This window comes from uncultured Chitinophaga sp. (genome assembly GCF_902168175.1).
Lineage (GTDB): Bacteria > Bacteroidota > Bacteroidia > Chitinophagales > Chitinophagaceae > Chitinophaga.
This window is the reverse complement of the sequence record NZ_CABHOU010000101.1, coordinates 59,525-74,412: the sequence shown is the minus strand read 5'-3', so window position 1 is coordinate 74,412 and position 14,888 is coordinate 59,525. Positions and strand designations below refer to the sequence as shown.

The window sequence follows — 14,888 nt, the reverse complement described above, 5'->3', positions numbered from 1 at the left end:
GGTTTTTCATAAGGATGATGGTAGTAACTCAATTCCTTTCACGTATCAGTGTGATAAAGCCGGTGTATTTAGACGGCCCCAGGTCTATTACATAATAATAGGTACCCTCGGCAATGTGGTTACCGTTAACGGTGCCGTTCCAGTCGTTCTGATAGTTCTTTTTAGAAAACACAAGACGGCCCACACGGTCGTAGATAAAGAGTTCGTTGTTTTTGCCCAGGTCAAGGTTTTTAATGACCCAAACGTCATTAATGCCATCACCGTTTGGTGTAAGGATGTTGTTTGCCTCGAGTTTATTAGGCGTTTCATACACATCTGCAATTGTGATGGCAAATGCCCGCTCCACAAACTCGCCTGCCGTATTAGTAGCCCGTACGCGAATGTTATAAGTAAACTTCGTTTCGTAGTCGAACTTAACGGCCGCTCTCAGTATACCTTTTGTATCGATGGTAAAAGAAGCATTGTCGGCATCGTCTGCACCTGCTACAAGTGTATAAACATAAGTGGAAGAGTTGGCGTCGTTACTCATGAACGCGCCCACAGCGGTGCCTATCAGGTTGTTCTCGTGTATTTCCTTTACAGGCAGCTGAATGTCTGCAGGCACCTGCGCTACCGCCTGCAGGTGCAGGGCTGGTATCAATAACAGGGTGTATAACGCGTGCCTTCGAAAACGGCGCAGCACCTCGTGGCACTTGCCGGAATAGGATAGTAAATACTTCATATACAGTTGCTTTAACCATCGGTAAAAGCCCCGTTACCAAGGCTTATCACCGGGCTCCAGGATATTTACCCCTGAAATCCGTAATAGTCTATGGATAGCAAATATATATAATGTGTTTTGATTAATAAAATAATATTTTCATATGTATGCCCGCTAGAAGGGATATCCAATGGCGATGTTCAGTACCAGGTTCTCTTTTCTCCAGTCGGGATCACCGAATTTAATCTGGTTGCCTACCCACCGCTCGCCTTCGGGCAGCCATGGTTTACGTAGCGGGAACGCCACATCGAACCGGATGATCAGGATAGAGGCATCGACCCTCAGACCGAGGCCTGTGCCCATTGCCAGCTGACTCAATGCCTGCCCGATAATGAATTCACCGCCTTCCTTGCCGGTGAGCCTGTTTCGCAGCCATATATTACCTGCATCATAAAATGCGGCAAATTCGATCCGGTTCATTGGTTTATAACGCAGTTCGGAGTTTAATTCCAGTTTGATATCACCTGCCTGGTTAGCGAGCAGCCTGTTGCTGTCTGCATCCGCTGCCCTGTAAGTACCCGGACCAATGGTACGCGCCCTGAAAGCACGTAAGCTGTTGCTACCACCAATGAAGTACTGTTTTACGAACGGCAGGGTGCTGAAGTTGCCGTAGGGGATACCGTAACCCACCAGCGCCCTGTTCACCCAGGTAAGTTTATCGGCCAGTTTCCAGTAATGCCTGCCTTCCAGCGTAAGTCTTACATACTGGGAGAAGGGGTTGTTGAAGATCAGCTTCTGACTGTCGGCCTTCGGTATTAGCAGTCCGGCGATGTTACCTGATATATCGGTATTAAAGCTCCCGTAAAATGTGTGATAACGGGGCTCGGCCAGGTTGTTGAAAGTAATGGTGTAGTTGCCACCCAGCAGGAACTGTTTCGATACCGACTGTTGTAAGGCAAGGTCTTGCGACTGTTGCTTTATGAACTCTTCTGAAAGTTTGGTCGGTAGCACATAAGTAATGGCGATCGGGTTCAGTTGATGCTCGAGGTTTTTCGTTTTCTTCCATAAGTACCCAAACTGGAAATAGAAGGCATTAAGGTTGTACTGGGAAGGTCTGCTCAGCAACTCATAACCGATGCTTATTTTCGTTCTGGGAACAAACGGCGTACGAATATTAATGCCCTTGACCGGTGCAACGAACCTTGGGATCGTTACGGATACGTCGCCCGTAAGACTGTAGCCGCTCGTATTAAGCTGCGTGGACCCGCCACCTACCTGTGTTTCAAAGCCTGCGCCCAGTTTTATTTCCAACAGGTTCGCGGCATGCAGCCAGTTCCTGTTTTTGGCCGATACGTTTAACTGCGATCCTACGAAGTTGCTGCTTTTTGAGTAACCGGTAAGGTCTGCCTGCAACGAACGTTTAGGGTAGGGGGTAAGATAAAAACTGGCATTCAGGTAACCGCTGTCGCGCGCTGTTCTGAACTGCCCGCGCACAAACTTAAATACGCCCAGGTTCACCAGCCTTTGCAGGGTGATGTTATGGGAGCTTAACCGGTACAGACTATCGCGTTTCAGGAACACCGAACGCTCGAACACTATCGGCTTAAACAATGTATCGGGATCGATGATATTAAAGCCTGTTTTTCTTCTTATACGGGTGCTATCGGCTCGTCTCATGGCGCGTACAGAATCTAAACCACCAAAACGCATGGTGTCGGCATTGAGACTGTAATTGGTAAACAGGGTAACGTTACGCATACGGTATTGCTGCAACGCGGTTTTCGGTGTTTCTTTCTTTACCTGCACAAACAGGTTTACTTTACCCTGATGGGTACTATCGGCCTGGATCAATATATAGTCCGGGGTAAAGTAATAGAACCCACGTTCCTTTACTATAGCGTGCATACGCTCGCGCTCTGTCTTTACATCGTCTAACCGGTAAATACTGCCGGTTTTTAGTACTGATTTCTTTGTGTTGGCCATGAGTATGCCGCCCAGCGCTGTGGTCGAGTCTATTTCGAATACTACTGAGTCGACAATGTACCTGGTATGCGGTGTTGCGGTGTAGGTGATGCTCGCTTTTTTCTCACCTTTCCTGATCACCCTGTCCCTTACATCCGCCTGAAAATAACCGTTGTCCTCCAGGTAATTCTCAAGTATAAGACTATTGGTACCGGGTTTTACCTGGCTTAATAATACAGGTGCTTCGCCCCATTTCTTACGTAACAGGTAGTTAAGGCCCTTGGTTTTAGTACCGGGGTCTTTACCCAGATTATATATCAGCAATTTAACGGGGATACCCAGTGTTTTTTTATTGGGTGATGGTCTTAAACGGTCTTCCATCCCGTTGTTCAGCGCGCCTTTATCTTTGGGCTTTTTACCGTTCCACCTGATATCCGATCCGGTAAATAACCTGTCGCCCTCCGGCACTGTTTTAGTGGTGGAACAGGCCGCAAGTACGGTCCAGAGTATTAAGATGATATAGCCCTGCTTTCTGCTCATACTTTAATTTGATTTTTTAGCACGGATGCGTTCTTGTTTCTTCTCCCTGCGTCTTTCGAATATCTCCCTGAACCTATCGTAATCTACTACCAGCATGAAACTCAATCCTGTTTCTACTACTTCGCCTTCGATAATTGTTTCGCTGAGGTTACGCCTGTAAGCACGCAGGCGGTAGCGCCCGTCGCGGGTAAGGGTGTATTCGGCCGATACATCGCCTACAAGGGTACTGGCTTCCTGCGGATCGCCATTACCGGTGATGCCTACGTTGGAACCTACTGTTACCGTAAGCCGGTCGTTCAGCAGGCGTTTCGATACATCTACCTTCAGATTGGTGCTTTCTGTTTTAGTGCCGGTGCTATAGTCGTCTTCTGACTGCAAATCGAAATTCACATCAAAGCCCTTTATCAAACTGCCGGCCAGGTTGTTAAGCTGCTGCGATAATACTTTACTTACGCTCTTTCGTGCAATATCTTCGAACGAGCTTCCCGTACGACTGTCTAACTGGTCAAACGGATTTTCGGATATGAAGCGGTTCAATATCAGCAGCCCCATTACCTGTTTGTTTAACTCAGATGGTACCTGGTTGATCTGTTTCAGTCGGGTATACAGCGCCCCGTCCAGCACGTTGCGCGAGTTCTCGGGCATATCCAGTTCAAATGCTATTTCGGGCTTTAACAGTTCGCCGGTGATAATCAGGAACACTTCTACCGGCACCTTCTGGTTATACTGTGCTTTATTGGTGGTGGCATCTGTTACCTGGTCGCCAATAAGGTCGATGGCGGGGGCGTTTACAGCATATTTGGCCCGTATGTTTACATCGGCGCTGGTTGCCTCTCCGTTCCAGATAATGGTACTGCCTTTCTCGATCTCAAACTGACGTTTGATCAGCTGGTTCAGCGACATGGCATATTTTCCTTCATCAATTTCATACCTGCCCGTTAAACTCATTTTATTGCTCGGGTCCAGTGTGAGGTTGAGCGTGGCGTTACCCTGTACTTCGAGGTAGTCGCCGTTGCCGGGGTCAATCACGATACGCATTATGGCTTTCGGATCTATTTCTACGTCGCCGGAGAATACAATGCCCTTCAGTGTAGGCATTGAGGGCAACGAATCTATCCTCGTCAGCAGGCTGGAGTCGGGCATATTGTCGCGGTCCACGAATTCCATAATGCCTTCGCGGCTTTCTATGCCGGGTTTATCTTCTGGTATTACTACTGTTACCTCCGATTTCTCTCTCAGTTTTACGTTTAGTTGCACCCTTGGTAAATCGAGGTCGCCCTGCACGCGGGCCGTTAAGTCGATATAAGCGGGGCCATAGTACAGCTGGTCCGGATGGGCTTTAGGACCAAGTGCGCGGAAGTTCTCGGCTTTCAGGGTAAGGTTAAAATTAAAGTCACGGTAAGCGACGGTCCTGATCCTTCCGTTCAATACGGCCTCATTGCCCGCACTGTCTGCAATCACAAACTGGTTAAACCGGATACCGTCGGCCACGAACTCAATATCTTCATTGGGAAGTTTGAACTCATTGTTGATCATCGTAACGGTACCAGCGGCATCATCGAAGTGCAGGTGACCCCGTATATTAGGGGCATCCATCGTACCGCGAAGGGTAATACGGCCATTAGCAGCACCCGACATCTTTTCTACGTTGCCGAAAGTAAACGGCTCCAGTGTTTTCACATTCAGCTTTTGCAGGCTGAGGGTAAAGTCCATCTCCTTTCCGTAAGTGCCTTCCAACTCCACATCGTTGCCATTACCGGTAATGCGCGCCTCCAGGTTGTACGATTTATCTTCGGTAGAATTAGCTTTAAGCGCAAGGTCGCCAATAGAGGTGCCCATGGCGCGAAGACTATCCACCTTCAGATCGCCGTCCAGCAAAGGATTTACGCTTAGGTTCTTAACGGTGATGGCACCATTGGCAATACCATTGACCAGCGCCGTGTCTTTTTCAACAATGCTGGTGAGGGTAGACAGGCGGAAGTTTTTCAGTTCAACAGTGATATCCGGCAGCAGGGTATCGGTAGCGGCATTGGGTGTAAATACCCGCAGCAGCTGGTCCTGTTGCTGGAAACCAATATCTGCATAAGAAAGGTTGCCCGACTTCACTACCACTCTGTTTCCTCCGGCAGCTGTCCAGTTCATCTTGTTGAGTAATATTTTCTCTTTGAGGGAGAACAGGAGGCTGTCGCCTTCGAGGTAGTGCAGGTTGCCGCCCAGTTTGTATTTAGCGTTATCATCATGATCGTTGATCTGTAAATCGAAATCAAGTAACCCGTTCTGCGCTTTAGCGTCAATTGTGGTACGTTCGAGCGGAATACTGGGGTGTGAGAGTTTGCCCAGCACCATGTTCGCGGTCATAATCGTGGTATCTGCCCGCAGTTTCACACGGAAGGTATCCAGGAAGAAGGAGTCGTACCGCATCCTTGGCAGGTTAAGATCTGCGGCCAGCAATGCACTGTCGCTGTTCAGGCGGCCCGATACGAATAAAGGCTTGTCCAGTTGTATATCGGGGAAAAACTCTTCGAGTGATTTGGGAATGAACAGCGCGCCGTTAAAGGCCAGCTGTTGTTTTTCGGTGGGTACCGGTGGCAGGTTAGAAGCTGCCGAAAGGTGGCGTTCGATAATAGCCTGTGCGGTACTGGCCACTGTCTGGTAGTTAAAGTCGCCCGCAATCCGCATCCTTCCGAACGGTGCGCGTAGTGTTATCCGCTGCAGGCCACTGTCTGCATCGGCACGAACCAAAATACTGTCCAGCGCGTAAATCTGGCTCTTATCTGCTACCTGTATCTTAAATACATTGGCATAAGCATCGAGCTTACGTGGCTGTAAACTGTTTACCTTCGCTTCCAGTATGGCTTTCACGGTCATCGTATCGGCACTAAAGCCGGTGGCGTGCATGTCGAACCGCTGGAGGTCTACATTAGCCGCAATGTCCGGGCGTAATGAATCAATTTTACCCGAAACGTCGAATGTTACCTGCACAGCAGGATCATCTGCCTTACCTGTTGCCTGGTAGGCGCCTTTGTGTAACCCTCCATCTACTACAATGTTCTGGTAAGTATAACGGTTATACGTAAACGATCTGATGTCGATCCTGGCGTCGGCATTGGCGGTTTTAGGTTCGGTACCACTGCCTTTGGCGAAGATGGTGCCGTTGAGCGCACCGAGCGTGGTATCTCTTATAAAGCGGCCGGTTTGCAGTTGTTGTGCTATCAGCGTAAGACTGTAACTCAGTTTCTTCGGATCGGTAAAATTGCCTACGTCACCTTTTACAGACAGGTTGCCGAAGTCGGTAGTCATGAGCAGGTTAGGATGCAGTTGCTGCATACCCCCTCTCACGCTGCCATCGATCTGCATCCGGTTGGGTAGTTGCACGGTGTTCGGAATAGTACCGGCCGGCACCCAGGTGCGGATGCCGTAGTTGCTGCTCAATACCTTTACCTGCTGCAGGTCGATGCCGAGTTTGTCCGTTTCTGTTACGTTGCTGGCGCTGCCTTTCACGTACAGGTAGTTGTGGTCCGTATCTTTTACTTCCAGTCCGGGAATTTGCAGCTGGGCGAGGGAGCCGTTGATATTGCCTTTAAGGTCCAGCCGTTTGCGCCAGAGCGGTTTCATGGAAGCGTTGCTGGCCATATCGGGTACAAAGTACAAGGCCTCTTTCAAGGCTACTGAAGTTGGTCTGATGTCTGCTTTGATCTGTAGCATGGGCAGGTTGTCCGACAGGGTAGACCAGGAGCGGGTGCGTACCAGCACATCTGCATCTATCTTACTTTCGGCTGTTTGCAGCAGGAACTCGCCCAGGTTTACTTCGTTGCTGGTATACAATACCTTACCCTTCAGCTCTTTCAGTTGTATGCCGCTCTTTTCGGTAAGACTGCCTGTGCTGATGTGTGCCAGTGCGCTATCGGCATTATAGGAAATATGATCAGCCTTTAACACTACATTGGCCAGCGCCATATGGTTAAAGTCCAGCGCGTTTTTGTATTTCAGAGGTACCGCATCTGCATTATCCATATTAAAGTTAACCCCTGCCACATCCAGTGTTTCAGCAGTAATGCGCCAGGTGTTGGGCGATGAGGTGTCTTCCGGTTCGCTGGCACCGGTAGTGTCCAGGCCCTTGGCCATACGAAGATTGACAGTTGTTTCATGCAGCACCAGCGATTGGGCATCTACCAGGGTTTGTAACAGGTCGAACCGGGCGTTTTTCAGTTGCAGTTTGCCGATGTTGCCGCCCACGTCTATGCCCACGCCGTCGCTCGCATACTTTACGCTCGTATTGGTGATTAAAAGGTTGTTAGCCCTGATGTCAAAAGGAGAGGAGCCCGTATCCACAGGTTCGGGTTCCGCTATTTTGGGTAAAACAGAAGGAATGTATTTTTGAATGAAAGAAGCCGTCAGACCATCGATCTTAAATTCATCGATGTAATAAGCCCCGTTGTCCATATCCAGCTTTTCAGGTTCCAGGTGCAGGAGTTTGAGGTCGGCATTTACCAGCATACCGCCCAACGTGTCGTTAAAGGCCAGGTTAATACGGCGCAGGTCTATTTCACCAATATCGTACTTCATGGTAGTACCGCTTTCCTCGAATACCGTATCCTTTTCCGGGGTGGGAGAAGCAAAGGCATCGATGATGAACTGGTAGTTGAAGGCGCTGTCGTTAGCCGGGCGGTATACGTTCACCTTCGCATCGTTCCATTGCAGCGAGTATACACGCAGTTCATTGCTTAAAAGCGCCAGCAGGTTGTACCGCACCTCCAGTTCGCCCGTGGCAAATAAAGTTTGTTCTTTTTTATCTTTTAAGGATACGTCGCGCAGGCTGATATCGTGCCACCAGGTAAAACGGAGGCGGCCAATGTGTACTTCTGTCCCCAGTTTTTTGCGCAGGTAATTCTCTGCCTTGCCGCGTACAAAATCCTGTACGGGCGAAAGCTGTAATAATAGTAGTATTAAAAGGGGCAGGCCAACCACAGTAATTCCAATGCCAATCAACCATTTCTTCAGTCGTCTTTTCCAGGGTTTGCCGGTAGAGGGTTCCTTCACTTATTACGTATCTCGTTATAAAATAGTATGTTATCGGCACCTAGTTGCAAATATCGTACCGCTGGGCTCCGCTTTTAATGAATATTCAGTAAAGTTTTCGACCAATCGCCCTTTTTTACCGACGGGTAGTATGGAATCCTTTCCTGTGGCTATTTCAGATAAAACTTTAACGATTTCTATAGCCTTTCACAACTGGTAAACCACGATCTTCGCCGCAAATTATTCCAGCATGAAAAAATGCCTTTTGGCCGCCAGCATATGCCTTGGCTTGTTTACCTTTTCCGCGAAAGCGCAAACGATCAGCCCTTTGGAAAAAGAGATCAGGCAGTTTAGCTTTAGCCTTTACGAGGAAGTAAAACAATTACCCGTGGCGCTCGACCGCATGAGCATTAATGATACCATGTCGCTCGACCGTATTCCGTTGCTGGCAAAAATAAAGAGCTTTCTGGACAAACATGCCGCAGCTTATTACAGCAGTCGCAGCCAAAGCCTCGAAGCCGTTAAAGGAACAATTCCCGACACGAAAAAGTTCAAAGCCCTGGGATCGTTGGCGATGGAAGATATTTTAAGCAGCTTCACCATGGAAGACAGTACCCTGAACCCCGTATACGCGCTTAAAACCAGCATCTCCGCAGATGCCGTCACTAACAACCTTGCCACCACCATGTTTATCATGCTCGACGAGGTGGGGCAGGAGCAAACCCGCAGTGAAAAAATGCGCTTGTACGGCGCCTACGTATTTTCAGGCCTCCGCATCACCAGCCAAAACCTCAGCGGCGATATATGGCGCGTTTGGGCCGATGGCCAGTGGCGGGTATTAGATTTTACCTGGGACATCCGTAAAAACAAGATATGGGATGTGAAGGTATGGACGAAAGGAAATTGATAGCGTATATAGATAGAAGTTAGAGGGGGCCGGTGGCTCCCTTTTTTTTGATGGTATATTAACCCATTTTTGGCGTGCCGGTAACCTTTAGCCCTTTCGTGGCCCTTTTATTGCCCTTTCGTTGCCCTTACGTTATTAGGGGGAGGTATATGGAACCAGCTTTAGTAAACGTATTACGCCGCCGTTGCGTCGCACTCTTCAGCTGTTTAAGCATTATTGGGCAGACGTAAGCACCACTGCCTGGCGGATTACATTCAACCGACGTACGTTTAATGCATATTGTGATGCCCGCGTTAGCGGGCGTCACAAAGATCGTCATGGCGAGGAACGAAGCCATCCTCCGCTTAAGTCTTCGCACGAGATACGCACGGTCTACATGACTATTAGGTAATAGCAATACTCACCTTATTCGTAACGTCAGCGTTGCCTTCCGGGAAGCTTTTACTGTAGCGAAGACTTAAGCGGAGGGTGGGTGATGCCCGCTAACGCGGGCGCACAATATAGATTAAGCATCCGCACACTCCCTTCAACGGTACAGGCAATATAATACTACAAGGCCATCTACACCTCATCATCGCCCCCGAGGCACGAATGCTTCAAACAGGCCACCATAGCGAACTGCTTTATCGAAGGTATATCCATCCTATATCTATCCTATATTACCCTTCACCACCACAAAGGATTTCAGCGGACCTGAGTATAGGATCGATAAAGGATCGATATAGGATACTCATTAAACGGATAGCAGTTAACTGATGTTTTATTAACCGGTTTGGCCCTGATATATCGTCCTTATTATACTAGCAAACCCGGTTGGCCCTCCCCTCGTTTATACCTGAAAAGGGAATCTATTTTAACGATTCTTTAAATAATTACTTTAAATTTACAAGTAACTGATAATCAGATCATATTTTCTCTTATATTAATAATCAATGTGCTGATTATGAATTGATCAGGAAAATACTTAATTTCGGCCCCGTAATTAGGGCATCATACTTTTTTTGTGTATGAAAACGTTACTAATCAATAATCTGTAAACCTTACTTCCTTGAAAAAGATCATTGGAATTATTCTGTTGTCCGCGGCCCCGTTGTTGAGTTTTGCGCAGGATTGGCATGTTGGCCTGTTTGGAGGGATCAGTAATTATAGCGGCGACTTGAATCAAAAGGCGGTGGACTTTGGCTACACGCGTCCATCTTTGGGTTTATTGGTGCGCAAGGACATCAATCGGTTTGTTACGCTCCGCGCCCAGTTTACCTGGGGCATGGTGGCGGCTGCCGATAGTACTAACTCAGACCGCAGTCTTTTACAACGTAACCTCAGCTTCAAATCTAATATTTGGGAAGGTGCCGTAATGGGCGAACTTAATTTCATGGATATCGATGAAACGGGGTTTACGCCATATATATTCGGTGGTGTAGGTATGTTCAGCTTTTATCCCAAGGCTAAAAACGCTAATGGCGAATGGACACCACTTCGCCCCTTAAGAACAGAAGGGCAGGGGCTTCCTCAATACCCGGAAAGGCCGATGTACAGTCTTTACCAGGTGTCGCTTCCTTTCGGTTTCGGTGCCAAATACATACTAACGGATAACCTTACACTGGGTGTTGAAATTGGCTGGCGTAAAACCTTTACCGATTATCTTGATGATGTAAGTAATACTTATATTGATGAAAATACTTTGCTGGCCTATGCTGGTCAACAGGCCGTAGATCTTGCGTTTCGCGGCGATGAAACCGGCCACTTTTTACCACCCACTACTTATCCGCCCGATGGTACGATCAGGGGTAATCCTAAGAAGAAGGACTGGTACGTGTTCAGCGGTCTTACACTCACTTACCGTTTAGCTGGTTCCGGTACTGGCAGGGGGCGTTTGACCAACTTCTCCAAGTGTTTCAGGATGTAATTAATGTATTTATACTGATAGGAAAAGCCGCTCGTTTGAGTGGCTTTTTTTTGTGGCACACTTCTTGAAATTACAGCTATAAGTTACCAATCGAAACACCGGTGTAAAGAAAGAAGTGGTAATTAAAACAACCATCAATTTAAAAAACAAGGCTATGAAAAAGCTAATGCTCCTTATGTTGCTTGTTACAGGTGTTTCACTCTCTTTATCTGCCCAGGGCAGAGGTCACAAAAAAGGACACCACAAGCGTTATGACCATTGCGACGACCGACGTTATGACCGCAGGGATGATTGCAGAGATAAAAGATATTACAGGAATGAAAGAAGAGATCATGTTTATTACGAGGCGCCGCGAAGGGCAAGAGGCCGCGTAGTGGTGGTTCACCCGCCGCTTTTACCGCCGCCACCTCCTTTTCCGTTACCATTGCCTCCAAGGCCAAGAGTGAGCGGAACGGTGGTAATAAACGCAGGATTTTAACGGAAACCATGCATATGTAGAGAGACCGTCCGGGTATTTCCGGGCGGTTTTTTATTTATTGATGCTTTGTGCAGTAGGGAATGAAATAAGGATCGGCGGTCTTAAAGATAATAGCATGGCGGTTTACAGTAGATTGTAACATCTTTTGTAAACTGCCGTGCTTTTTTATTTTCCGCATTGCGTAAATCATATTTCCAATATCGTAAATGATCCGGATGATATGCACCTATCTTCGTTGCAGGTTAAAATTAAAAGTGATTGTAACCCCGAAAATTTTTTACAACGCGATAATTGAGTTGGTCGTACGAATAAGCCGCGCCTTATCCTGGGCGCGGCCTTTTTTTTGTATGTTGATACAAATGAAAAAGCCGGTCTGTTGATTGACCGGCTTTTTTATCACTATCGATATACTTACTTATGAATTTCTGAAGTAAAGTGGAACTCTATTTCAGGGTTGTTGGTACGTTCTGTATTGAGGTACCATTCCGACTGGGCCAGGTATACCAGGTGCCCGTCCTTATCTTCCACGATGTTCGAGCTTTTAAAGCGGATAAAGTCTTCGATCTTTTGTTTAGGGCCGGTAATCCAGCAGGCCTTGTAAAAAGGCAGGCTATTGAACTGGCAGGCCGCACCGTACTCCTGTAACAGGCGGTATTGTATTACCTCAAACTGCAGTTCGCCCACGCAACCAATGATCTTGCGGTTACCACTGTGCTGGGTAAACAACTGGGCCACGCCCTCGTCTGTTAACTGGCGTATACCTTTCTCCAGTTGCTTCGTCTTCATCGGGTCCTTGTTTACCAGCTCCTTAAACAACTCGGGAGAGAAGCTTGGGATGCCTGTAAAGTAAAGGTTTTCGCCCTCAGTAAGCGTATCGCCGATCTTAAAGTTACCGGTATCAAACAAACCTACTACGTCGCCCGGGTAGGCGTCGTCTACCACGTTTTTATCGCGGGCCATAAAGGTGTAGGGGTTTGAGAAACGAACGTCTTTATCGAGGCGTACGTGATGGTAGAACTTATTCCTTTCGAACCTGCCGGAGCAAATGCGCAAAAAGGCGATCCTGTCGCGGTGGCGGGGATCGAGGTTGGCGTGTATTTTAAATATGAAACCGGTGAACTTGTCTTCGCCGGGCTCAATTTCACGTGCGGTCGAAGGGCGTGTGCGCGGCACCGGTGCAATTTCCACAAAGGTGTCGAGCATGTCTTTTACACCGAAGTTGTTTACAGCGCTGCCAAAAAACACAGGTGCCATTTTACCTTCGAGGTAAGGTTGCTTGTCGAACGGGTCGTACACACCCTCGATCAGTTCCACGTCATTACGCAGCTGCGCTGCGTCCTGGGCGTTAAACAGCTCGTCTACGCGGGGTACGTTTACGTCCGGCATGGGTATAATATCTTCGTCGGTGGCCTTTTTGTTAGGGGCGAAACTCACGAAGCTTTTATCGTACAGGTTGTATACGCCTTTAAAGTCTTTACCGCCGTTAATAGGCCAGCTCAGGGGGCGTACGCTGATGTTCAGCTTTTCTTCCAGCTCGTCCAGCAGGTCAAAAGGGTTTTTACCGTCGCGGTCCATTTTGTTGACGAAAATGATTACCGGCGTATCGCGCATGCGGCATACTTCCATGAGCCTTTCGGTTTGCTCTTCCACACCTTTTACGCAGTCGATCACCAGCACCACACTGTCTACTGCGGTAAGCGTGCGGTAAGTATCTTCGGCAAAGTCCTTGTGACCGGGCGTATCCAGCAGGTTAACCAGTGTGTCGCGGTATTCGAAGGTCATTACGGAGGTAGCTACCGAGATACCTCTCTGGCGCTCGATCTCCATAAAGTCGGAGGTAGTATGTTTTTTTATCTTGTTAGACTTAACAGCACCCGCCGTTTGGATAGCGCCGCCGAACAGCAGGAACTTCTCTGTAAGGGTCGTTTTACCCGCATCGGGGTGGGCAATAATGGCAAAAGTCTTTCGCCTGTTGATCTCGTTAGCGTACTTCATGAATAGAAAAATGGCTGCAAAGGTAAGTATTTTCCCCCAGATGCTTCCCCGCTGGCAAGTTCCCTGTTCCATTGGTCAATAAACCGGGCGAAAGTATGGCGATAAAGATTAAATTTGATGTATGCTCTCCACCCTTAAGATTCTCTGGAACAGTTTAAAGATGGCCCTGCAGGAACTGCGGGTGAACAAGGTGCGTACCTTCCTTTCGCTGCTGGGTATTACCATCGGCATTTTCTGCATTATCGCGGTTTTTGCCGCTACAGAAAGCCTGGAACGCAACGTGCGCAGCGAGGTAGAATCGCTGGGCAGTAATGTGATCTATATCCAGAAATGGCCCTGGGGTGGCGGGCCAGATATGCCCTGGTGGAAGTATGTAAACCGTCCCGAACCTGTTTACAAGGAACTAAAACCGCTCCAGGAAAAGGTAAAGAGCGCGGCAGCATCGGCTTTCGTGTTTTCGGCCGGCGGTAAAAAGTTAGAATACGGGAAGGACTATATGGAGAACATACAGTTAATGGCCGTAACACAGGAGTTTGAGGACGTAACCACCCTGGATATTATTAGCGGCAGGTACTTTTCGGCCACCGAAACCAACAACGGCGCCAACGTAGTGATACTGGGCGGCAATATATGGCAGGCGCTGTTTCCCTCAGCAGAAGCAGCACTGGGCCAGACCATCCGCTTCAGCGGCCGCAACTGTAAAGTGATAGGTGCCCTTAAGTTCAAGGGCGACGGCATCCTTGGCGGTATTAACTTCGACGATTCGGCTATCATGCCTTATATGTTTGCCCGTACTATTGTAGACGAACGCCGGTTTGCCGACCCTTACCTGATGGTAAAGGCGCGCGATGGCGTATCGGTGCAACAACTGAAAGATGATTTGACCGGTACTATGCGTGCCATAAGACGATTAAGACCAACCCAGGAAGATAACTTTTCACTGAACGAAATCACTACCATCCAGAGTGAACTGAACTCGCTGTTCGGCGTACTCAATGCAGGAGGATTAATGATTGGTATATTCGCCCTGTTAGTGGGTGGTTTCGGGATTGCGAATATTATGTTCGTAACCGTTAAGGAGCGTACCAGCATCATCGGACTGAAAAAAGCAATTGGCGCCAAACGTAATATTATCCTGATGGAATTCCTGATGGAATCCATCCTGTTATGTATACTTGGAGGCCTGCTGGGCCTCACGGTGGTGTATGGAATGGCAGTAATAGCCACCAAAGTGATCCATTTCGACTTTTTCCTGTCGCCTGGCAAAATCATTTTCGGACTGAGTATTTCGGTTTTCGTAGGCATAGTAGCGGGCTTCATTCCTGCCTGGTCGGCCTCTAAACTCGACCCTGTGGTAGCGATCAGGAGCAATTAACACTGA

Annotated in this window: 7 protein-coding genes; 3 read left to right on the top strand and 4 right to left on the bottom strand. The window is 48.2% G+C overall.

Features of this window, described 5'->3' with window-relative positions; translation table 11 throughout:
• Nucleotides 1–28 precede the first annotated feature (28 nt).
• The 3 genes from QZT80_RS24175 to QZT80_RS24165 all read right to left on the bottom strand — a co-directional run bounded on the left by QZT80_RS24175 (nt 29) and on the right by QZT80_RS24165 (nt 8,242).
• Nucleotides 29–721: a gliding motility-associated C-terminal domain-containing protein gene (locus QZT80_RS24175; protein ID WP_295128556.1), complete on the bottom strand. Its 693-nt coding sequence runs from the start codon at nt 719–721 to the stop codon at nt 29–31.
• A 153-nt stretch (nt 722–874) separates the two neighbouring features.
• Nucleotides 875–3,202: a BamA/TamA family outer membrane protein gene (locus tag QZT80_RS24170; protein ID WP_295128554.1), complete on the bottom strand. Its 2,328-nt coding sequence runs from the start codon at nt 3,200–3,202 to the stop codon at nt 875–877.
• Between the two features lie 3 nt (nt 3,203–3,205).
• Nucleotides 3,206–8,242: a translocation/assembly module TamB domain-containing protein gene (locus tag QZT80_RS24165; protein ID WP_295128552.1), complete on the bottom strand. Its 5,037-nt coding sequence runs from the start codon at nt 8,240–8,242 to the stop codon at nt 3,206–3,208.
• Between the two features lie 229 nt (nt 8,243–8,471).
• Here QZT80_RS24165 and QZT80_RS24160 point away from each other — a divergent pair, with 229 nt between their 5' ends.
• Entirely contained in the window at nt 8,472–9,128 is a 657-nt protein-coding gene (locus tag QZT80_RS24160) for a hypothetical protein (protein WP_295128550.1), read from the top strand.
• Between the two features lie 1,048 nt (nt 9,129–10,176).
• Nucleotides 10,177–11,034: a DUF6089 family protein gene (locus QZT80_RS24155; protein ID WP_295128548.1), complete on the top strand. Its 858-nt coding sequence runs from the start codon at nt 10,177–10,179 to the stop codon at nt 11,032–11,034.
• A gap of 889 nt (nt 11,035–11,923) precedes the next feature.
• On the opposite strand, the gene QZT80_RS24150 is transcribed toward QZT80_RS24155, so the two are convergent.
• Complete coding sequence (locus tag QZT80_RS24150; RefSeq protein ID WP_295128546.1) at nt 11,924–13,507, bottom strand: peptide chain release factor 3; 1,584 nt, start codon at nt 13,505–13,507, stop codon at nt 11,924–11,926.
• 121 nt (nt 13,508–13,628) lie between these two features.
• Between QZT80_RS24150 and QZT80_RS24145 the strand changes: the two genes are divergently transcribed.
• Nucleotides 13,629–14,882, top strand: coding sequence for an ABC transporter permease (locus QZT80_RS24145; protein WP_295128544.1), 1,254 nt, complete (start codon nt 13,629–13,631; stop codon nt 14,880–14,882).
• Nucleotides 14,883–14,888 lie beyond the last annotated feature (6 nt).

Bases quoted from the DNA above. Each gene is read 5' to 3' on its own strand.
- QZT80_RS24175 (WP_295128556.1), bottom strand. From the start codon at position 721: ATGAAGTATTTACTATCCTATTCCGGCAAGTGCCACGAGGTGCTGCGC.
- QZT80_RS24170 (WP_295128554.1), bottom strand. From the start codon at position 3,202: ATGAGCAGAAAGCAGGGCTATATCATCTTAATACTCTGGACCGTACTT.
- QZT80_RS24160 (WP_295128550.1), top strand. From the start codon at position 8,472: ATGAAAAAATGCCTTTTGGCCGCCAGCATATGCCTTGGCTTGTTTACC.
- QZT80_RS24150 (WP_295128546.1), bottom strand. From the start codon at position 13,507: ATGAAGTACGCTAACGAGATCAACAGGCGAAAGACTTTTGCCATTATT.
- QZT80_RS24145 (WP_295128544.1), top strand. From the start codon at position 13,629: ATGCTCTCCACCCTTAAGATTCTCTGGAACAGTTTAAAGATGGCCCTG.